This is a genomic window from Vitreoscilla stercoraria DSM 513, from assembly GCF_000382305.1.
Taxonomy (GTDB): Bacteria; Pseudomonadota; Gammaproteobacteria; order Burkholderiales; family Neisseriaceae; genus Vitreoscilla; species Vitreoscilla stercoraria.
This window is the reverse complement of the sequence record NZ_KB908025.1, coordinates 44,719-66,105: the sequence shown is the minus strand read 5'-3', so window position 1 is coordinate 66,105 and position 21,387 is coordinate 44,719. Positions and strand designations below refer to the sequence as shown.

General features: G+C 44.8%; 25 protein-coding genes. 13 read left to right on the top strand and 12 right to left on the bottom strand.

Annotation, left to right across the window (positions count from 1 at the left end):
* Positions 1-85: 85 nt before the first annotated feature.
* Both H150_RS0107400 and H150_RS13990 read right to left on the bottom strand, forming a co-directional pair.
* Positions 86-1,768, bottom strand: coding sequence for a cation acetate symporter (locus tag H150_RS0107400; protein WP_019958417.1), 1,683 nt, complete (start codon positions 1,766-1,768; stop codon positions 86-88).
* A complete protein-coding gene (locus H150_RS13990; protein ID WP_019958416.1) occupies positions 1,769-2,155 on the bottom strand; it encodes a DUF485 domain-containing protein in 387 nt (128 codons plus the stop codon).
* Positions 2,156-2,456: 301 nt separating this feature from the next.
* On the opposite strand from H150_RS13990, the gene H150_RS0107390 reads away from it, so the two are divergent.
* A complete protein-coding gene (locus tag H150_RS0107390) occupies positions 2,457-3,344 on the top strand; it encodes a LysR family transcriptional regulator (protein WP_019958415.1) in 888 nt (295 codons plus the stop codon).
* Here the strand turns inward: H150_RS0107390 and dapC are convergent.
* The 3 genes from dapC to H150_RS0107370 form a co-directional block, all read right to left on the bottom strand.
* The gene (dapC, locus tag H150_RS0107385; protein WP_026353564.1) at positions 3,319-4,509 is read right to left on the bottom strand and encodes a succinyldiaminopimelate transaminase; all 1,191 of its coding nucleotides are present in this window, start codon (positions 4,507-4,509) and stop codon (positions 3,319-3,321) included. The two genes, H150_RS0107390 and dapC, sit on opposite strands and share 26 nt — an antisense overlap.
* Positions 4,510-4,515: 6 nt before the next feature.
* Positions 4,516-5,046 (bottom strand): hypothetical protein, encoded by a 531-nt coding sequence (locus tag H150_RS0107380; protein WP_019958413.1) that lies wholly within the window; start codon positions 5,044-5,046, stop codon positions 4,516-4,518.
* Between the two features lie 315 nt (positions 5,047-5,361).
* Entirely contained in the window at positions 5,362-5,982 is a 621-nt protein-coding gene (locus H150_RS0107370; RefSeq protein WP_019958412.1) for a flavin prenyltransferase UbiX, read from the bottom strand.
* 180 nt (positions 5,983-6,162) lie between these two features.
* On the opposite strand from H150_RS0107370, the gene H150_RS14770 reads away from it, so the two are divergent.
* From H150_RS14770 to H150_RS0107350, 4 genes are all read left to right on the top strand, one after another.
* Entirely contained in the window at positions 6,163-7,479 is a 1,317-nt protein-coding gene (locus H150_RS14770) for a hypothetical protein (protein WP_019958411.1), read from the top strand.
* Positions 7,403-7,828: a hypothetical protein gene (locus tag H150_RS0107360; RefSeq protein WP_155970482.1), complete on the top strand. Its 426-nt coding sequence runs from the start codon at positions 7,403-7,405 to the stop codon at positions 7,826-7,828. The genes H150_RS14770 and H150_RS0107360 overlap by 77 nt, the downstream gene beginning before the upstream one ends.
* Before the next feature lie 160 nt (positions 7,829-7,988).
* A complete protein-coding gene (locus H150_RS13980) occupies positions 7,989-8,414 on the top strand; it encodes a ProQ/FINO family protein (protein ID WP_019958409.1) in 426 nt (141 codons plus the stop codon).
* A 4-nt stretch (positions 8,415-8,418) separates the two neighbouring features.
* Entirely contained in the window at positions 8,419-9,210 is a 792-nt protein-coding gene (locus H150_RS0107350) for a TatD family hydrolase (RefSeq protein WP_158667106.1), read from the top strand.
* On the opposite strand, the gene H150_RS0107345 is transcribed toward H150_RS0107350, so the two are convergent.
* Genes H150_RS0107345 through H150_RS0107335 form a run of 3 tightly spaced genes read right to left on the bottom strand, consistent with a single transcriptional unit; the run spans position 9,197 to position 11,031 of the window.
* A complete protein-coding gene (locus H150_RS0107345) occupies positions 9,197-9,433 on the bottom strand; it encodes a hypothetical protein (RefSeq protein ID WP_019958407.1) in 237 nt (78 codons plus the stop codon). The genes H150_RS0107350 and H150_RS0107345 overlap by 14 nt on opposite strands.
* A 25-nt stretch (positions 9,434-9,458) precedes the next feature.
* Complete coding sequence (speB, locus tag H150_RS0107340; protein ID WP_019958406.1) at positions 9,459-10,427, bottom strand: agmatinase; 969 nt, start codon at positions 10,425-10,427, stop codon at positions 9,459-9,461.
* A gap of 34 nt (positions 10,428-10,461) precedes the next feature.
* Positions 10,462-11,031, bottom strand: coding sequence for a mechanosensitive ion channel family protein (locus H150_RS0107335; RefSeq protein ID WP_019958405.1), 570 nt, complete (start codon positions 11,029-11,031; stop codon positions 10,462-10,464).
* A gap of 271 nt (positions 11,032-11,302) precedes the next feature.
* Here H150_RS0107335 and H150_RS0107330 point away from each other — a divergent pair, with 271 nt between their 5' ends.
* Positions 11,303-11,947, top strand: coding sequence for a ParA family protein (locus H150_RS0107330; RefSeq protein WP_019958404.1), 645 nt, complete (start codon positions 11,303-11,305; stop codon positions 11,945-11,947).
* 75 nt (positions 11,948-12,022) lie between these two features.
* Here H150_RS0107330 and H150_RS0107325 read toward each other — a convergent pair whose 3' ends face one another.
* A complete protein-coding gene (locus H150_RS0107325; protein WP_019958403.1) occupies positions 12,023-12,829 on the bottom strand; it encodes a siderophore-interacting protein in 807 nt (268 codons plus the stop codon).
* 62 nt (positions 12,830-12,891) lie between these two features.
* On the bottom strand, positions 12,892-14,520 hold the full coding sequence (locus H150_RS0107320) for an ABC-F family ATPase (RefSeq protein ID WP_019958402.1): 1,629 nt from the start codon (positions 14,518-14,520) through the stop codon (positions 12,892-12,894).
* A gap of 276 nt (positions 14,521-14,796) precedes the next feature.
* Between H150_RS0107320 and dapA the strand changes: the two genes are divergently transcribed.
* The 7 genes from dapA (at position 14,797) to H150_RS13975 (ending at position 19,916) form a co-directional block, all read left to right on the top strand.
* The gene (gene dapA / locus H150_RS0107315; RefSeq protein ID WP_019958401.1) at positions 14,797-15,672 is read left to right on the top strand and encodes a 4-hydroxy-tetrahydrodipicolinate synthase; all 876 of its coding nucleotides are present in this window, start codon (positions 14,797-14,799) and stop codon (positions 15,670-15,672) included.
* A 19-nt stretch (positions 15,673-15,691) separates the two neighbouring features.
* Positions 15,692-16,807, top strand: coding sequence for an outer membrane protein assembly factor BamC (bamC, locus tag H150_RS0107310; RefSeq protein ID WP_019958400.1), 1,116 nt, complete (start codon positions 15,692-15,694; stop codon positions 16,805-16,807).
* Positions 16,808-16,856: 49 nt separating this feature from the next.
* Complete coding sequence (locus H150_RS0107305; RefSeq protein WP_019958399.1) at positions 16,857-17,105, top strand: NGO_0222 family membrane protein; 249 nt, start codon at positions 16,857-16,859, stop codon at positions 17,103-17,105.
* Positions 17,089-17,733, top strand: coding sequence for an RdgB/HAM1 family non-canonical purine NTP pyrophosphatase (rdgB, locus tag H150_RS0107300; protein ID WP_019958398.1), 645 nt, complete (start codon positions 17,089-17,091; stop codon positions 17,731-17,733). The genes H150_RS0107305 and rdgB overlap by 17 nt, the downstream gene beginning before the upstream one ends.
* Positions 17,726-18,895 (top strand): radical SAM family heme chaperone HemW, encoded by a 1,170-nt coding sequence (gene hemW, locus H150_RS0107295; RefSeq protein WP_019958397.1) that lies wholly within the window; start codon positions 17,726-17,728, stop codon positions 18,893-18,895. The genes rdgB and hemW overlap by 8 nt, the downstream gene beginning before the upstream one ends.
* A gap of 21 nt (positions 18,896-18,916) precedes the next feature.
* Entirely contained in the window at positions 18,917-19,300 is a 384-nt protein-coding gene (locus tag H150_RS0107290; RefSeq protein WP_019958396.1) for a RidA family protein, read from the top strand.
* A 133-nt stretch (positions 19,301-19,433) separates the two neighbouring features.
* The gene (locus H150_RS13975; RefSeq protein WP_051083010.1) at positions 19,434-19,916 is read left to right on the top strand and encodes a copper resistance protein NlpE N-terminal domain-containing protein; all 483 of its coding nucleotides are present in this window, start codon (positions 19,434-19,436) and stop codon (positions 19,914-19,916) included.
* A gap of 65 nt (positions 19,917-19,981) precedes the next feature.
* On the opposite strand, the gene H150_RS0107280 is transcribed toward H150_RS13975, so the two are convergent.
* Positions 19,982-20,308 carry a DMT family transporter gene (locus tag H150_RS0107280; RefSeq protein WP_019958394.1) on the bottom strand — a complete coding sequence of 109 codons (327 nt, stop codon included), beginning with the start codon at positions 20,306-20,308 and terminating at the stop codon, positions 19,982-19,984.
* Positions 20,309-20,357: 49 nt separating this feature from the next.
* Positions 20,358-21,356, bottom strand: a complete 999-nt coding sequence (bioB, locus tag H150_RS0107275; protein WP_019958393.1) for a biotin synthase BioB — start codon at positions 21,354-21,356, stop codon at positions 20,358-20,360.
* Positions 21,357-21,387: the final 31 nt, after the last annotated feature.

Genomic DNA, 21,387 nt, shown 5'->3' with positions numbered 1-21,387 from the left:
TTCTCCGTTGCATTTTCTTATTTTGTTTCAGGACGCTGTGTTAGCCGTCCTGAACCTATTTACTGCCAATTAATAACCATCTTTTTTAATGATCTGAAGCATCCGTGATACCGATACCCGTCATTGAACGTACATATTGTGCTTCAAAGCCTGCACGGTCTTGTACTGCTTGAGCTGAGTTATCCGTCACAGACACAATCCAAGCCATGATGAATGCCAATGGAATGGTGAAGATAGCAGGGTTACCGTAAGGGAAAATTGGTGCATCATGGTGCAACACAGATACCCATACAGTTGGTCCCAACACGATCAACAAAGCGGCAACCAACAAACCTGAGAAACCACCAACAACCGCACCACGAGTGGTCAAGCCTTTCCAGAACATTGACAACACCAAGATTGGGAAGTTACCTGAAGCTGCCAAGGCAAACGCCAAGCCCACCATGTAAGCCACGTTTTGGTTTTCAAAAGCAATGCCCAAGAAAATCGCCAACACACCCAATACCAAAGTGGTCAAACGAGACATTTTCAATTCTTCCGCTTGAGTGGCTTGACCTTTTTTAATCACAGTTGCATACAAGTCATGGCTCACAGCAGAAGCACCTGACAAAGTCAAACCTGCAACTACCGCCAAAATTGTTGCAAACGCCACCGCAGAAATGAAGCCCATGAACAAGTCACCACCCACAGCTTGAGACAAATGTACCGCCGCCATGTTGGTACCACCAATCATTTGCATCACAGGTGCACCGTCTTTGGTGATTTCTTCAAAGAAGTTCGGGTTTTTGGTCAAAAACATGATCGCGCCAAAACCGATGATGAATGTTAAAATGTAGAAGTAACCGATGAAACCCGTTGCAACAAAAACAGATTTACGCGCTTGTTTGGCATCTTTAACGGTAAAGAAGCGCATCAAGATGTGTGGCAAACCAGCCGTACCGAACATCAAAGCCAAGCCTAAAGACAAAGCGTCGATTGGGTTTTTCACCAAACCACCCGGAGACATGATGTCGTCACCTTTAGGATGTACTGCAACCGCTTCAGTGAACATTACTTCTGGGCTAAAATTGGCGACTTTCAAAACCATCAAAGCCATGAACGTTGCACCAGACAATAACATCACTGCTTTGATGATTTGTACCCATGTCGTTGCCAACATACCACCGAACAATACATACATCACCATCAACACGCCCACAATCATTACCGCATACATGTAATCCAAACCGAACAACAATTGGATCAATTTGCCTGCGCCAACCATCTGAGCAATCAAGTAAATGATGACTACCAACAAAGTGCCTGAGGCAGCGAACAAGCGCACAGGTTTTTGTTTTAAGCGGTAAGCAGCTACGTCAGCAAAAGTGTATTTACCCAAATTGCGCAAACGCTCAGCAATCAAAAACAAGACGATAGGCCAGCCCACTAAGAAGCCAGTTGAATAAATCAAACCGTCATAACCTGTGGTATATACCATCGCAGAAATACCCAAGAACGAAGCTGCTGACATGTAGTCACCGGCAATCGCCAAACCATTTTTAAAGCCTGAGATACCACCACCTGCGGTATAAAAGTCTTTGGTCGATTTGTTTTGCTTGGCTGCCCAAAATGTGATGTACAAAGTCGCCGCAACGAAAATGAAAAACATGATGATGGCAGACATATTCACCGATTGTTTTTTGACTTCCCCTGTCAAGGCATCTGCTTGCGCAAACGCCCCTGTCAACGCCAACAAGCCATACAATGCATATTTTTTATATTGAGTCATTTATGCCTCCTTTGCCGCAGCATTCACAGCATCAGTATCACTGGCTGCATTTTTAGAAGCTGAATCGGTTTTGGTATTGTTCAATACTTCACTCACCACATCTTGTGTAATCACTTCTAGTGGACCATTGGCTTGACGCACATACACACCCGTAATAGCAATGGCAAATAAAATGACAAACAAACCCACATAAATACCCACAGTAGTGGTACTGCCTTCTGAAACTGGTGTCCCAAATGATTCAGGACTCGTGCCAATATACATGATGAAAATCACATAAATGACAAACATCAAAGCCGAATAACTCCAGCAATACATACTCTTGGTTTTGGCCATCTTTTGAAACTTTGGATTTTCAAGCACTTGCCGTGCAATATTTTTCTCCATTTTTCTCTCCTTTGTACGTGGTTGGTTTCGCACAGTGAGAAATGTAAAGCCCGATTTACATGGCGCATAATTTTTTTTTTGGATGGCTTGGATTTGTTGAAATTATGATGCATCGCAATAAGTGTTTATTTTCAATCATTTAATACAAATAATCACTGAGGTATTTTTTTCAAAATCCCCAAATCTTTTTAATTTCTTTTGTGCTAACGCAAAAAATCAGACTTACAAACAAAAAATTCTTGTTAAAAATCATAAAACTTTTCCATAATGAAGCATTGACCACTGTAAGGGGAAATAAGCTGTGGATTTAAATCAACTCAAAAGCTTTGTGGCTGTCGCACACCAACAAAATTTGACGCAAGCAGCTGAAACCTTGCATTTGTCTCAACCTGCTGTTTCAGCCCAAATCAAGGCATTGGAAAAAAATTTAGACGTACAGCTTTTCGATCGCAATGCCCAAGGCATGAGTTTGACCAGCGCAGGCAAAGTTTTATTGCCTAGAGCCGAAACCATGTTACAACAAATGCACCATCTAGATTCTTTTGCCCAAAGCATCAAAAATGATTTTCATCTGCAATCCAAAGTCGGCATCATTCAAATGTTACCCGTTCCTTTTTTGACCGAATGTGTGGGGATATTGCAAACCGAATTTCCACACATTCACCAAAGCTTCAGCTTGGGTTTGAGCGGAATTATCTTGAATCAAGTCAAACAAAGAGAATTAACGGGTGGTTTTTTTGTAGGGGATAATCCTTATCGCAATGTGCACACCGTCGACATCATGCCACTCAAATTTGAAGTCGTCATGGCTCAAAAATGGTTGGGGCATTTTGAAAATAACCAAAAAGCCATGCAACAATTGCCATGGATTAGCTTGTCTGCATTCTCTGCCCTCACCCGCTTTACCCAAAAAATTTGGCGGCAATGGAAAGTCACTCCCACTACCGCCTTACAATGCGATGATATGTACGCTTTATTAAACTTGGTTGAAGCAGGTCACGGTGTGGCATTGCTACCGAGTCATTATTTAGATGTTCATGCTCAACGTGATGCGATTGTGCGCTTGCCTGAAATTCAATTGACTGAAATGTTGTCTTTTATCTATGCCATAGATTTAGAACAAGATCCCATTATTGAAGCTTGGAAACACACTTTGGCCAAAGTCACGCAAAGGATTGAGCAAATGTAAGCAAACGTTTGGCTGCCTCTACGCATTCATCCACATTGGCGACCAAAGCAATGCGGATATAACCTGCACCAGGATTGCCATGAACCGTATCTCGTGCCAACAAATGTCCTGGTAGAACTTGTACGGCTTGTTCTGCCCACAAGCGTTGGGCAAAACGAGCATCGTCGCCATCAGGTACTTTTAACCAGATATAAAACGAAGCATCAGGAATGCTGACTTCATAAGCGTCCTGTAACAAAGCCACCACTTGCTCAAATTTTTGTTGGTACAAAGCACGGTTTTCTTCAACGTGTTTTTCATCGTTCCAAGCAGCAATGCTTGCGTGTTGCACAGAAATGCCCATCGCGCTGCCGTGATAAGTACGGTATTCCAAGAATGCCGCCATCCATTTGGCATCGCCCGCCACAAAGCCCGAACGCAAACCAGGCACATTAGAACGCTTAGACAAACTGGTGAACATCACCAAATCATCCCAAGAACGACCCAACATCGAAGCGGCCTGTAAACTGCCCAAAGGCGCATTGTCGCCAAAATAAATCTCGGAATAACATTCATCCGAAGCAATCACAAAACCATATTGGTCTTGCAAGGCAAACAATTCTTGCCAATCTTCCAATTGCATCACCGCGCCCGATGGATTGCCAGGACTGCACACAAATACCAATTGCGTGCGCTGCCATGTCGCGGTATCAATCGTTTTCCAATCGGGCATGAAATTAGGCGCCTCACAATTGACATACACCACTTCACCGCCTGCTAGAAAAGTGGCGCCTTCATAGATTTGATAAAACGGATTGGGACTGATGACCACAGGTTTCTCAACACTTTGCGCATCCAAAACCACTTGCACAAATGAAAACAAAGCCTCACGACTGCCATTAACTGGCAAAATCTGCGTGTTGGCATCTACCAAAATATCATAACGACGCTTGAGCCAAGCACTGCATGATTCACGCAACGCATCGATGCCTTTGCTGGCTGGATATTTAGACAAACCATCCAAATTTTGCACCAAAGCGTCCTGTATCACTTGTGGTGTGGCGTGCTTGGGCTCACCAATTTGCAACATGATAGGGTTCAAATGCTCAGAAACTTGCACATCGCGCATCAATGCACGCAAGCGCGCAAAAGGGTATGGATTCAATTGCTGCATGAATGGGTTCATAGTGGCTTACAAAAAATGACAAAAATGCGATTGTAACGAAATTTTGTGTTTCAAAGCCAAACTATTTGCAAGCAAACCCATATTTTGTGCCAAAGTATCGGCAGGCAAGTCCATCAACAAAACATTGTTGGCACGACCTGCATGCAAACTCATTTTCATGCCAGCGGCCTGAAAAGGCAGACCATGAATTTCAGCAAATGCCTGCGCTCGGGCATTGGCCGTTTGCAGCATCGGCAATAAAGACACATCCAAATGAAATTGTTTGACACCCAAAACCAATAAACGCGCTGCAAACCAATCGGCTTCATCCGTAATATGCTCTTGCATGCGGCCTGTAAAGTCCAAGCGCAAACTTGCCATCATCATCGCCACCGTGCGAATCAATGGTAACAAAGCTTCGCTGACCAGCAAGCCATGTTCAGGTACCGCAGGATTGAGCAATTGGGTGGCATGGCTGTTGCCATCGACCACCAAGCAAATGGTTTGCACAGGTTCAACTTGAGTATGGGTAAGTTTTAACATTGCTACGGTATTCATGATACGCCTTCCTTGCTTTTGAGATTTGCTTGATTGAGGCGTTCACTGTGGATATAAAAAAAGCCGCCTCAATGTGAGCGGCTGTTTTTATCGTGTTTGAATGTGAATCTGTCATGCACCACGAAGCGCCGCTGTATTTGAGCGGTACCAATAGTAAGCAAAAGAAACATTCACAGACATCAAAGTATTCATGTTTATTACACTAACCCATATGATTGAATGTTGTCAAATCTAACCTGCCAACTTTTCCAATAGCCACATAATCCATGACACAAAACGCCACAGCAACTCTAATAATTGCCGCAAGCCCTCCACTTATTCCTCACCCCAACGTGGCAGCAAATCATGCTCAATGCGCAATTGATCCAAAATACGAGCCACCACAAAGTCAATAATGTCTTCAATGGTTTTCGGGTGCTGGTAGAAACCGGGAGATGGCGGCAACACACAGACGCCCAAACGAGCCAATTTCAATAGATTTTCCAAATGTAGCGCCGAAAATGGGGCTTCTCGCGGCACAATGATCAACGGACGTCCCTCTTTAATGCACACATCAGCCGCGCGCTCAAGCAAGTGGTCTGAAGTGCCATAAGCGATGGCTGCGACCATCCCCATCGTAGCAGGACATACCACCATCGCATCGGCAACATGCGTACCCGAAGCAGGTGGCGCTGACCATTGATTTTGACCGAACACCCGCAAACGAGACGCATCCACACCATAGCGCTCATGCAACATTTTTTCACATGCAGAGGGTGATGATGGCAATTGCAAACCCATTTCTTGTTGTGCCACAATTTGTGCAGCTTGCGAATACACCAACCACACAGTTTTACCATAACGCAGCAAACATTCTAATAAACGAATGCCATATGGCATGCCGGAAGCGCCAGTTAAACCCAAAGTGACAGTTTGAATCGGGGTAGAGAGCATCATCAATTTTAAGCGTCCTGTAAAACCTTAATTGTACCGAATAAGCGTCCTGCACCCAAACTTATCGTGAGATGGGTCAATTTTTAATCAATATTTGCATTTATTTTTCATTAAACAGGTGAACCTTTAATCACAAATTGGTTACAATGAAGTGTTTTTTCATTCTTAACTCAGGAAGTGCTTATGTTCGTACGTCGTCTGTTGGTCAGCGCAGTGTTGGCATGTTTGTCTGCTTGTACCGCCGTACCCACGCCCATGTCAACGAACTCAACGCTTCAATCCAATACGAATGAAAGCACTCGAATCGGTGGCGTCAATGCGATGAATCACAAAACCATGCCGAGCCGTGTCGAAAATCCCCACAGCACGACCCAGTCCAATCACAGCGTCGCAGACACTTCCAGTTGTTTGCGCCAAAAATTGGCGACAGAATTCAAATTGCCAGCAGAATTCATCAATCACAAAGTCTATACCGACAACAATCACAGCGTAGGCTTGATTAATCCATTCACACAAACCGAAGGCATCACCATGGATGTGATTGGCAGAGGTTCTAGCAGTGAAATCAAACTGTATGGCAATGGCAATTTATTGTCGCGTGCATGGCAACAATTGCCAAGTAAATGTGGTCAAGGCAAAACCTCGACTGTGGCGCAAATTGTTCCACCGTCTAAAACAGCCAGCACCCAAATGGCAGCGGCTCGCCCTGCTAATAACAATATTAATTTCGTCGCACGAACGCAAGATGGTACCAATAACGCTTGGGTAGACACACGCAACAATGCCAATGTACAAACCACAACAGTGACCGCACCTCGTGTCGTGAACACACCACAAGTGGCTGCTATCAACACGCCTACTCAAACGCCATCTCATCCAAGCATCGCAGCAGCTCAACACAGTAGCGCAACACCAAGCAATTGGAATAACAATACCGAATTAACGCAAGATGATATGAATATTGTCGCGCCATTGACTGCTGCCATGGTTGCAGCACCGTTGGCAGCCAAAGCATTGAGCAGCTCAAACAACACCCAACAGTTGAACAACAACCATCGTTCAGCCGTACCAGCGACCCCTACTCGCACAGTAACTACCAATATAAGCAACAACCGTGTTGCCATAGCCAGCAACACACCTACTCGCACCACAACCGCAGCGAACACCTCTGCAACACGTACAAATAGCACCACAACCAGCAGCACTGCCAAACGCACAACAACCAACACAAACACTGCTAAAAAAGCCACTACACAAACCGCTGCCAACACAACGAAAAAATCAAGTACCAAATCCAACAGCAGCAAAGCCATTGTAGACAACAAAAAAGCCACTCGCAGCCAACAATCTGCTCAAAAAGCCACGACCAATAACAAAGACACCAACAAAACAGCAGTAAGCAAAAAAGCAACCAGCAAAACAGTTGCAAGCAAAAAAACAACCACTAGCAAAACCACGAACAATAAAGCAACCAGCAACCAGCAACAAAGCAACTTCTAACAAAGCACAAAATAAAAAAGTGACTACCAACCCAAAAACAACAGTTAATAAATCAACAACCAATAAGGCCAATGCCAGCAAAGCCACTAAAAAGCCTGTTGATAACAAAAAAGTTACTACCCAAAAGAACAGCCGTACCAATGCTGCCACTAAAAACAATGCTAAAAATGTTAAAGAAGATAACCAAAAAGCCAACACCAACAAAAAAAACGCAGTACAAAACAATAAAAACAACAATACCAAATCAGCAGACAATAACAAAACAGCTAAAACCAATAACGCTAAAACACAGACAAAAAATACAAACAAAACAACATCAAAAAGCAATAGCAACAAAAAATCCAATTAATATTAGCGCTGTCATTAATGGATTCAAACAGCAAGAGCAAGCGAGTTTTTTTGCTCATGCCGTTAAAATCGGTTAAGATGCAGTCATTGAATTCAGACGGCACTGCTTAAATCTATAATCAGGCCGTCATTGTCTTGATGCGGTAAGGACTGAAGCAAACATGCAAAACGAAACAAGCATTGGCGCAGCATTAAAAGCAGCTGTGCAAACAATGAGCAAAAAGAAACAAACAGATATGATTGGTATTCATATCTATGAAAAATACGATGTATTCAAAAAATTTAAGCCATTGGCTGTCGGCATCGATCAAGACTTGATCGCGGCTTTACCACAGTTTGATGCGACTTTGATTGCTCGTGTATTGGCTAACCATTGCCGTCGCCCACGCTATATCAAAGCTTTAGCCCGTGGTGGTAAACGCTTTGACTTAAATAGTCGTTTCAAAGGTGAAGTGACTGCTGAAGAGCAAAAAATTGCTCAAAGCCACCCTTGCATGCAAAGCACCAAGCCTGCTGAGGATGTTGCTACGGCTGAAACACTCACAGCTTCTGTTGAAGTTGTGCAAGATGACATCATCCAAGCATAAAGATGTGTTAATAGACAGCCACTGTCATTTATTAGATACGCCTTTATGGCAAAAGCTGCCTGAAATCATTCAGGCAGCTTTTGCGTCTGCTGTACATCATTTTATTGTCCCATGTAGCCATCTTGCCGATTTTGACAAACAGCTACAATTGTGTGAGCGCTATGCATGTGTCACACCTGCTTTTGGCGTCCATCCATTTTTTATAGCCGAAGCAGACTTACACATTACCCTCCAAAATCTAGAGTCCATCTTACTCACGCAGCCACAAGCATTGGTCGGTGAAATTGGTTTGGATTTTGGCAACAAACATTTATCTGACGCCCACAAACAACAGCAAATTGACTTTTTTGAAGCGCAATTGTACTTGGCGCAAACATACCAACGCCCTGTCATTCTCCATCATCGTGCATCACTGGATATTATGTTGCACAGCATCAAAAAAATAGGTTTTCAACAGGGTGGTTTCTTACATGCTTATTCAGGTAACATACAACAAGCCAGACCTTGGTTGCAATTGGGGTTCAAATTGGGGCTTGGCTCAGTCTTACTCAAGCCCAATGCCAAAAAAATTTACCAATTGTTACCCCATTTAAATTCGCAAGATTATGTTGTTGAAACCGATGCCCCTTATATGCCATTTCAAAATATGTCTAAAGAATATAATGAACCTGCAAATACCTTGCTAGTGGCTCAAATTTTGGCAGACTTCTATCAAGTTTCTTGGCAAACCATCGCCCAAAATAGCAGTCAGAACGTGCACGCAGTTTTAGCAAGACGACCTCTTACATCTTTTTGAAAGATACCACCATGAAAACCTTATTTGGATTACTTGTTTGTGCTTTGGCTTTGACCGCATGCAGCTCTAAAAACAGTCCTTCTGGTCCAAACAAATACAATGCCAGCGAGCGCAAAGTGATGCGCAGCCATGCCATTGATGCGCCGCCGCCAATTTTGGTTTCACAATAAGTCCATTTTAAAGAAGCGTCCTGTAAGTTTACAGGACGCTTCTTTTTGGCCATATCACTTGTGCTTAATCAGCCGCCATTACAGTTTGCCTGCCACTTTTCGATTGCGCATCACACACAACAAATCCGCCGCAACGTGTGCCGCTGCAATCGCAGTAATTTCGCTTTGGTCATACGCGGGAGATACCTCCACCACATCGGCACCGACAATATTTAGGTTTTCCAATTTGCGCAAAATCCCCAAAGCCGTATGGCTGTTCAAACCGCCCGCTACTGGCGTGCCTGTGCCTGGTGCGAAAGCGGGATCCAAACAGTCAATGTCAAACGTAATGTAAACCGGATTATCGCCCACCACTTCGTAAATGCGCTCCACAGTTTTGTCGATGCCGTTTTCATTCACCCATGGTGCAAACAACATATTCATGCCCATAAAATCGCTGTTCCATGTGCGTATGCCCACTTGTGCGGAAGTTTTCGGATCGATTAAACCGTCCTGAATCGCTTTGTAAAACATGGTACCATGGTTCAATGAATCCGCATCAGGATCAGGCCAAGTATCGCAATGGGCATCAAAATGCAACAATGACAAAGGTTTGCCATATTTTTCAGCATGTGCTTTCAATAATGGATATGTGATGTAATGATCGCCACCGAAAGTCAACATTTTGGCGTTGCTGTTCTGAATAATACCGCGTGCATGTTCTACGATAGAATCATGAATCGTCCAAGGATTGTGCGCATCGAAAAAACAATCGCCATAATCAATCACCGCCAAATCATCAAACGGATCAAAACCCCACGGAAATAATAACAATTCAGCCAATTGCACACTGGCAGCACGAATTGCCGCAGGACCCAAACGTGCACCAGAGCGAAATGTCGTGGCCAAATCCAAAGGCACGCCCGACACCACCACATCCACATCGGTCAAATCACGTGAATAATTGCGACGCATAAAGCTCAAAGCGCCACTGTAAGTCATCTCCGTGGCGGAACCAAACAAACCTTGACGGCGAAACGCCGCATCACCATAAATTTTTTCTGACATCATCTGTCCTTCTCAGTGTTCCTGAACATCCCAGTCAAATGCTGGGATCCATGTCATTGCCGCTTTTCCAACGACGAATTGTTTTTTGAAAAAAGGCGCTATTAGGCACTTGAATCAAAGTATAACGCCCATCTTCACGCCCCATTTCTTGCAAAACAGTATAAAGCAAATGAATCGAAATCACCCGCCCATGTATGCCGATTTTGTCAGAAGCATCTAAAATTTCCAATTCGTCACCAATGCGAAAAGGTTGGGTGGTGAAAATCAAAAAGGCGCAAAATGTATTGGACAACACGCTCCATGCCGCAAAAAACGCCACCGCCGCTACCGCGGTAAAACCTGTAATGGCCGTCCACAACACTTGTCCAGAAACGCCCAAACGCTCTAATATCATCAGCAACGCAACGACAAAAATTACCCAACCTGCGATGGTTTTCAAAGGTACTAAAATATCAATGGGCATATCATGACGCTTGACCAAACGGTCAGCGACCTTGCGAAAACCACGACGCAGCAACCATGCAAGCAATACAATGATGGCCACCTCTAATACCAATAACCCATCTTGCACCCACATGGGAAATTGTTGTTTTAATATTTCCATACTCGCTCCTTGCGGCGCATCATAGCAAAGCTGAGACTAATGGCAACTGCTTTTTCAAGCCTTAAACAAATTAAATCCCAATATTGGCATTCGCCATCAATCGACTCGACACATTTGTCATGAAATCAATGACCGTCTGATGACGCTGTTTTGAACACATTCTTGGCTACGACAAATCCAAAAGATGTCACATCCCCTTGCAAGAAAACAGACAGCCCACTGGCTTGACAGCTTCAATCAATGCTACTCTTGCTTTATTAATGACAAAAACATGAGTTTGCGCATGAAAACGATTTTGGTAGCAAATTTAAAAGGTGGCTGTGGCAAAACCATGACCGCCATTACCTTAGCCTCGGCTTTCGCTCAACAAGGCTTGCGCATCGGACTTGCCGATGCCGATCCTCAAAAATCGTCTTTGCAATGGCTCAAATACCGTCCTGAAAGCGCGGCTAAAATTGTGGCGGTGGATTGGCGCAATGAAAAATCTATTGGTCATGCGCCTGAAAATTTGGATTATTTGATAGTCGATGCGCCCGGTGCTTTATCAGGCGAGCATGCCGAACAATTAATCAGTGAAAGCCATGCCATTGTCACACCTTTGCAACCGTCTGTCTTTGACATCGACAGCACCAAACGCTTTTTAAAACATTTGAAAGACATCAAGCGCATTCGCAAAGGCAAAGTGCAGATTTTATTGTTGGGCAACCGTTTGCGCCCCAATACCCACAGTGCCGAGCAAATCAAAGCCTTTTTCCAACAAATCGAGCAAATACCTGCCGCTTTGATTTTAGAACGCAGCTGTTACGACCAATTGGCGCAACAAGGCTTGGCCTTATTCGATAAGCCACAAAAACAATACACCGACATTCAAGCGCAATGGCAACCTTTATTGAATAAATTGTTACAGGACGCTTGATGTCTCTTGTTTGGGCCACAAAAAAGCCTCCTGTAAGATTGACAGGACGCTTATCATCGAAGTCATTCGATGGTATCAATCATGCGGCTCATGATAAGCCGCCGTGCCTTTGTTCCAATAGCTGGCATGTTTGACATCGTCTTTGTCCCAACCATTGTTCCAAAACCACTCACGCAAAGCACGCACTTGCTCACGCTCACAGCCAATCCATACTTGCACATCATCCGTTGGCAAAGTCGCTTGCTGAACTTGCTCTAACAAAAAGTGCGCACTGGTCACCGCAGCACCACGACGATACGCCCACACGACTTTCACATCAGCCGCACTTGGCAAAGGCACTTCGTCTGCTTCGCTGTTGATTTCAGCAAATACATACGCAGTACTGCCTTGTGACAACTCGCTCAAGCGGCGGCGAATCGCAGGCAACGCTGTTTCATCGCCTACCAACACATAATGATTCACTTCCATTGGCAAAACCAAAGCACCACGAGGACCTGCAATGGCGATTTCTTGTCCTAACTGCACATTTTTCGCCCATGTGGTCGCAGGACCTGCATCATGTATGGCAAACTCTAAACGCAAAGTTTGACCGACCAAATCAATGCCGGTCGGCGTGTATTCACGCACCGCAGGTTTTTCCACGCCCTCAGGATACGCCACGCCACGCTCACCAATTTGTGGCAATACCAATTGACCATCGGCATTGGGAAAAAATACTTTGATATGGTCATCAAAGCCATCGCTTTGAAACGTGTCCAAAGCCTCACCAGTAAAGGTAATGGCACGCAGACTTTGGCTTAAATCTTCAATTTTAGCCACTTGCAAACGGCGAATTTTGATATCGTAACGGATGCGTTGCGGCTTATTTTTAGTGCTAATCATTCTCACCTCAGCTTTCTTAAAAAGCGTCCTGTAAACATGTTACAGGACGCTTTGGGCAAAACTTACACGATGCCTTTTTTAGACAAATAGGTTTCGTAATCACCCATGAAGTAATCGTGACCACCTTCACCGTCTAATTCCAAAATTTGTGTCGCCAAAGAGCTCACAAATTGACGGTCATGCGATACAAAAATCAACGTGCCTGGGAATTTTTCCAAAGCCATGTTCAAAGACTCGATGCTTTCCATGTCCATGTGGTTGGTCGGCTCATCCATGATTAAGACATTGGGTTTTTGCAAAATCAATTTGCCATACAACATGCGACCTTTTTCACCACCTGACAACACGCGCACGTTTTTGGTCACATCATTGCTACCAAACAGCAAGCGACCTAAAGTACCACGAATCACTTGTTCGTCATCGCCTTCTAAACCCCATTCACGCATCCACGAAGTCAAGTCATCATTGGTATCAAAGTCTTTTTCATGGTCTTGTGGGTAGTAACCGATATTGGCTTTTTCCGCCCATTTAATGATACCTGCATCAGGTGTCACACCATCTGCATATTCTTCATCAAACGCACCTGCCAACAATTTGAGCAAAGTCGATTTACCCGCACCGTTAGGGCCGATAATCGCCAAACGCTCGCCCGCTTCCATAATAAAGTTGACTTTGTTAAACAAGGTTTTATCAAATGCCTTGCTCACGCCATCTAGCTCTACGGCATGGCGGTGTAGCTTGGCTTTTTCGTCTACTTCAAAGCGGATAAATGGATTTTGACGGGTAGAAGGTTTCACTTCGACCATTTCATCTTTAATCTTATCTGCTTGTTTCAAACGAGAAGTCGCTTGACGGGCTTTGGATTTGTTGGCTGAAAAACGCGCCACAAACTCTTGCAATTCTTGCAATTTTTCTTTGGCTTTGGCATTGTCTTTCATCGCGCGTTCGCGAGATTGGGCACTTGCCAACATGTATTCGTCGTAATTACCTGGGTAAACCGTCACTGTGCCATAATCGACGTCCGCAGTGTGTGTACACACTTCGTTCAAAAAGTGGCGGTCATGCGAAATAATAATCATGGTCGATTCGTATTGGTTCAATACATCTTCCAACCAACGAATGGTGTTGATGTCCAAGTTATTGGTCGGCTCATCCAACAACAATACATCAGGCTTAGAAAACAAAGCTTGCGCCAACAACACACGCAATTTAAAGCCAGGAGCCACTTCGCTCATGGTTGTATTGTGCAATGCTTCTTCAATGCCCACACCTGAAAGCAATGCACCCGCACGCGCTTCTGCGGTATAGCCATCGTATTCGGCAAACTTGCCCTCTAACTCAGCCGCGTGCATGTAATCGTCTTCGGTCGCTTCCATATTGGCATAAATGGCATCGCGCTCGGTCATGGCAGCCCACATTTCAGTGTGACCCATCATCACCACATCCAACACGCGCATGTCTTCATAAGCAAACTGATCTTGGCGCAATTTACCCAAACGAGCACCGTTTTCAATGGCCACCTCACCGCCGGTCGCCTCTAAATCGCCACCCAAGATTTTCATAAAAGTAGACTTACCAGAGCCATTGGCACCGATAAGACCATAGCGATTGCCTTCGCCAAACTTCACCGATACATTTTCAAACAAGGGCTTAGCGCCAAACTGCATGGTCAAATTATTCGTGCTGATCACGTGAGAGTGTCCTTCAAAAAACGGTTAATCAATATAACGGCGTATTTTACCACGTTATATCTGAATATTGCGGTATATAGGTGTTTTGACGTATGCTTCTTAGATAAAATAAATCAACTGTTTAAGCAAAGTTCTTGTGTTTTTTAACTTAACTTAAACCATTAATAATGCTTTGAATGTGTGGCAAGATTCAAAAATACGCTACAATTGCCCACATTTATTTTATCAATTCGATTGTTTCTAACCCCATTATTTGGTTGTTATAAGGCTTACAACATGATTAAAGGCAGTATTGTTGCCATCGTTACCCCGATGCATGCAGATGGTGCAGTGGATTTTGAACGTTTTAAAACCTTGATTGATTGGCACATTGACAATGGTACTCAAGCCATCGTCCCAGTAGGCACCACTGGTGAAACTGCCACATTGAGCATGGAAGAGCATTTGGCTGTGGTAGAATGCGCAGTCAAGCACGCCAATAAACGCATCCCTATCATTGCTGGTGCAGGCGCCAACAACACTGCAGAAGCGATTCATTTGTCTAAAGAATGTGAACGTTTGGGTGCAGATTACACTTTGTCAGTGGTTCCTTATTACAACAAACCTTCACAAGAAGGCATTTACCAACATTTCAAAGCCATTGCACAAGCGGCTGCCATTCCTATGATCATTTATAATGTTCCAGGACGCACAGTAGTAGATATGAGCAATGACACCATTTTACGTTTGGCAGAAATTGACAATATCGTGGGTGTCAAAGAAGCTTCAGGCGATATTGGCCGTGCTTGTGATTTGATCAAACGTGCACCTGAAGGCTTTGCTTTGTACTCAGGCGATGATTCTAGCGCCTTAGCATTTTTATTGTGTGGTGGCGATGGCATCATCAGCGTTTGTGCCAACGTTGCCCCACGTGAATTCAGCGATATGTGCCAAGCAGCTTTAGAAGGTGATGTCAATAAAGCGCGCCAATTGAACAACCCATTGCAATCGATGCATGTGGACATGTTCTGTGAAGCCAGCCCAGCGCCTGCCAAATGGGCCATGAGTCAATTGAACATTATCGAACCTCATGTGCGTTTGCCTATCTTGCCAATGACAGCTGCAGGCGAAGAAAAAGTACGTGCAGCCATGCAAGAAGCTGGTTTAATTTAATCCCAATTTAGAGGCATAGATGAAAAAAACCATACAACTGACTGTCGCAGCGACTGTATTATTGAGTTTAACGGCTTGCTCAAATAGCAACAAAGACACATTAAAATATGAATCGACCGTCAAAGCAAACCAAGTTCGCTTAGATGTGCCACCTGATTTAACCAATCCCAATCAAGGTGACCGCTATGTCATTCCAACCGGTTCTGGTGCAGTTCGTGCCAGCGACTTAAATCGCAGCCAAGGCCAAACCACTCAAGCTGACTCACGCATTTTGGCACAAGTGGCCAATGTCCATATGGTCAGCGATGGTGCTCAACGCTGGTTGGTGATGGATGGCGTCAATGCTCAAGAAATCTGGCCTCAACTGAAAGTTTTCTGGCAAGAAATGGGCTTCACCATCGGCAACGAAGAGCCTGCCATTGGCTTTATGGAAACCGATTGGGCTGAAAACCGTGCCAAGCTGCCCAATGATGGTTTCCGCTTCTTGTTAGAAAAAGTCGGCTTGGGTAGCATTTATTCAACTTCTGAGCGTGACAAATTCATTTCTCGCATGGAGCGCACTGACAAGGGCATCCGTGTGGCATTTGTTCACAAAGGCATGGAAGAAGTTTATAACAGCCGTAACAAAGACAACACGGTATGGCAGCCTCGCAACAGCGATGTGAATTTGGAAGCGGCATTTTTAGGTCGCTTCATGCACCGTTTTGGTCAAAATGAAGCCCAAATCAAACAGCAATTAGAACAAACTCAAACCAATCCCATTCAAGAGTTTGCACGCATCGAGGGTAAAAGCTTGATTGTGCGTGGCGATGCTGAACGCAATTGGCGCCGCATTGGCTTGGCTTTAGATCGTGTCGGTTTAACCGTTCGTGACATTGAACCATCACAACGCATTTATATTGTGCAACCGACTTCAGCCGAAAGCGAAGCCGTCAGCACTGAAAAACCTGGCATGCTCAAACGCATGTTTGGCAGCAAAGCCAAAGCAGCAGCACCTGCACGTGAAAACTTGGTTGTCAAATTAACTGCCATTGAAGGTGGTGATCGCTTAGTAGTCTTAGACCGTCAAGGCTCACCGTATCAAGGCAGCGATTTGAGCCAAATTTTGAGCCGTTTGCAAACGGAATTGCGTTAATTCTTAACCCAGAAATACAAGGCAGCGTCATGCTGCCTTTTTTAACTTTATGAAAATCAATCCACTTAGACGCGCTTTATTGGCCGTTTTATTGTTCACCATTTTATTTGCACTGTTGATGGTGACAGCGGCTTATTTGTGGACGCACGATGGCCAACGCATGGCAATGGTGTGTTTTATTGCCGCCTTCATCGCCATGTTGTGTCAAATCGGCAGTTTCATGTTATTTGTGCGCCACAAGCAATTGCAAGCGATGGCACGCAAGCAAAAGGAAAATCAAAATGCTCAATCACAATGAAATCGTTTTGGCCAGCAACAATGCCGGCAAATTGCGTGAGTTCAAAGCTTTTTTTGAACCTTATGGCATCACCGTATTGCCACAAAGCCAATTTGATGTGCCCGATTGCCCTGAACCATACCATACGTTTGTGGAAAATGCGTTGGCCAAAGCCCGCCATGCCAGTGCGCTTACAGGACGCCCAGCTTTAGCGGATGATTCAGGCATTTGTGCTGCCGCTTTGAATGGTGCACCGGGCGTGTTTTCAGCCCGCTATGCAGGCGAACACAAAAGCGATTTGGATAACAATGCCAAACTGTCTGAAGCTTTGCGCGAACACAGCAACAAAAACGTTTGGTATGCTTGCGTGTTGGTGTTGGTGCGCTCACCTGAAGACCCACAACCGATTATTGTTGATGGCGTGTGGGAAGGCTGTTGGCAAGAAGAAGCCCAAGGCGAAAATGGCTTTGGCTACGACCCTCATTTTTTAGTCACCGAATACAAACAAACTGCCGCAGAAGTATCGACTACTTTGAAAAATCGCATCAGCCATCGTGGTCGTGCGATGTTGGCTTTGATGCAAAAAATGGATGAGTTATACCATTTCCACGGTTTGGATGTTCCAGAAAAAGCGTTTTTCAATGATTGAGTTTCACCCTTTAGGCAGCGGCCTGAAAGCCCTGCCGCCTTTGTCTTTGTACATACACACACCTTGGTGCGTACAAAAATGTCCGTATTGTGATTTCAATTCACACCAGTTTTCAGGTGCCGCTTTACCAGAAGATGCGTATGTCGATGCTTTGTTGCAAGACTTAGAACAAGAATTGCCTTACGTTTGGGGTCGTTCAGTAGAAACGATTTTCATCGGTGGTGGCACACCAAGCGTGTTTCAGGCCGCTTCTATTGACCGTTTGCTAGCAGGCGTGCGCGCGCGTATCAAAGTGTTGCCAACGGCTGAAATCACGATGGAAGCCAATCCAGGCACGTTTGAACAAGAACGTTTTGCAGGTTTTGCCGATGCTGGCATCAATCGTTTGTCTTTGGGCGTGCAAAGTTTTCACCCTGAACATTTAAAAATCCTAGGGCGCATTCACGATGACAAACAAGCCAAGACTGCCATCGAAGCCGCTTTGAAACTGTTTGAACGCATCAATATTGATTTGATGTATGCCTTGCCCAATCAAAGCATAGCCCAAGCTTTAAACGATGTGAATACGGCAATGGCTTTGGGTGCGCCACACATTTCCGCCTACCAATTGACACTAGAGCCTAACACCGCTTTTGGCCATACGCCGCCTGCGAACATGCCTGATGACGATCATTTGATTGACATTGAAGAAGCGGTGCATGGTGCTTTGTTTGAACATGGGTTTACACGTTATGAAACATCAGCGTTTCAGCGCGATGGTAAAATGGCACGCCACAATGTCAATTATTGGCAGTTTGGCGACTACATCGGCATTGGCGCAGGTGCACATGGCAAGATTTCTTACCACGACCGCATTGAGCGCACTGTGCGTGTGCGCCATCCCAAAGATTATTTCAATGGCATCAAAGACGGTTCTGCAACCAAACGTGACGCAATCGACAAAGCCGCTTTGCCGTTTGAGTTTATGATGAATGCTTTGCGCTTACAACAAGGTGTACCCAGTCATTTGTACACCGAACGCACAGGCTTAAACTTTGGTACAATCGCCCATGCCCTCAAGCAAGCCACCGAACAAGGCTTGCTAGAAGCCAACCCTACACGTTTGCAAGCAACGCCATTGGGGCAGCGCTTTTTAAACGACTTATTGCAGTTATTTTTATAATCCCTTTTTAAAGGAATGAACATGAGCAAACAAATCATTCACACTGAAAATGCCCCTGCAGCCATCGGTGCTTATTCTCAAGCCGTTCGCGCTGGCAACACTGTTTGGATTTCAGGTCAAATCCCTTTGGTTCCAGCAACCGGTGAAGTGGTTGAAGGCGGCTTTGCAGAACAAACCGAACAAGTGTTCAAAAACTTGGCAGCAGTCATTGAAGCGGCTGGCGGCACGTTTGACCAAGTGGTGAAAGTGAATGCTTACTTGACCGACTTGTCTAACTTTGCCACTTTCAACGAAACCATGGCCAAATACATGAACCAACCTTATCCAGCTCGTGCCGCTATTGGCGTGTCTAGCTTGCCTAAAGGCGTGTTGGTTGAAGCGGAAGCGATTTTGGTTTTAGAATAATCAGCCATTGATTTTGCATACAATAAGCGTCCTGTAAACTTTACAGGACACTTTTTTATAAGCAGCTGCAAACCATCGAACTTTTGACTATGATTTGGGTTTAAATGAATGCTTATCTTTGTGAGAAGAAGCCATGAAAACCTTGTCTTTTGCACTGGCTTGCAGCTTCTTTTTAGCCGCCTGCCAATACCGCACCCATGCCCAAATCGCCGCCAATCACGCCCGCCACCAAGACCACGACTACATGCGTGAACACCTTGCCTATTCCATGACAGGTGACACCGCAGAAAACAGCTTGGATTGGGCAGGTTTATATGTCGGTCACATTCCTTGTCCTGAGTGTGATTCCATCCGCATTGATTTGGAACTGCGCCCTGACAAAACCTATCATTTACAAGAACAACATCTCACCGAAAATCGAATTCATCACCAACAACAATTTACAGGACGCTTTGAATTCGATGCCAGACAACCTTCACTCATTCGCCTTGATGCTCAAGCGGCGCAACGCATTTTTTTCATTGGTGAAGGCTATGCCGAAGCTCGCAACCGACAAACAGGTGCGCCATTGTCGAATGAGCGAAGTTATCGCATTGCACAAATCAAAGCCTATTAAGCACCATCAAAAAGCGTCCTGTAAACGTTTACAGGACGCTTTTTGATGGCTTTAGCAAGATAAAATCAATGTCCTGCTTTAGAAAACAATTGAATGACAATGACGCCCGCCAAAATCAAGCCCATGCCCAGCAAAGCAGGTAAATCCAAGCGTTGTTTGAAAAAAACCCACGCCACCGCTGAAATCAAGACAATGCCCATGCCCGACCAAATGGCATAAATCACACCTGTAGGCAAGGTTTTCATCGTCAAAGACAAAAAGTAAAACGACACACAATAGCCAACAACCGCCAAAATCGATGGCCACAAATTGCTAAAGCCATTGGAGGCTTTCAAAGCCGAAGTCGCAATCACTTCAGCGATGATTGCCACTGTCAATAATACCCATGCCATTGTTTGCTCCATGATTTGCGTTTACAGATTATCTTGTTTGCTGCCAACATCACTCAGTTCTGGTTTGTGGCTGCAAATCCAATTTGTCCATCAATATTCTGTCCACATCGTCCGCAGGATTTTCTGTGGTCAACAATACATCGCCATAAAAAATAGAATTGGCGCCCGCCATAAAACACAAAGCTTGTGTGGATTCTGACATGCCACTGCGACCTGCCGACAAACGCACATAACTTGTTGGCATGATGATGCGTGCCACAGCAATGGTGCGCACAAATTCGGTCCAATCCAAATCGTCAGCGTCCGCCAATGGCACGCCTTCGACTTTGACCAATTGATTAATCGGTACCGATTCAGGCTGCGGCTCTAAATTGGCCAAACTGGCTAACAAGCCCGCACGGTCTTTGCGCATTTCTTGCATACCAATAATCCCACCACAACACACTTTCATACCCGAATGTCTGACTTGCCCTAAGGTATCCAAACGGTCTTCGTATTGGCGAGTGGAAATAATATCAGCATATTTATCTGGCGCGGTGTCCAAATTGTGGTTGTAATAATCCAAACCTGCGGCTTGTAACTGCGCCGCCATATCTTCTTTGAGCAACCCAAACGTCCCACATGTTTCCAAACCCAAAGCTTTGACCGCTGCAATCATCTCGGTCAATCGCGACATGTCTCGTTGGTGTGGTCCGCGCCACGCTGCGCCCATACAAAAACGGCTTGCACCGCGTTCTTTGGCAATTTTGGCTTTGGCCACCACATCATCCACAGGCAAAAAAGCTTGTTTTTCTAAACCAGTATCGTGATGTGCAGACTGAGGGCAATAAGCACAGTCCTCAGGGCAACCCCCAGTTTTGATGGATAACAAACTGGACAATTGAATTTCATTGGGATTGAAATGTTCACGATGCACTTGCGCGGCACGAAACACCAAATCCATGAACGGCAAGTCATACAATGATTCCACTTCACACACCCGCCAATATTGCGCACGGGCATGAAAATGAGCTTGAGACTGCAAATGTAATTTCACTTCAGACTGCATTGACCACACTTCCTCTGTTCATTCAAAATAA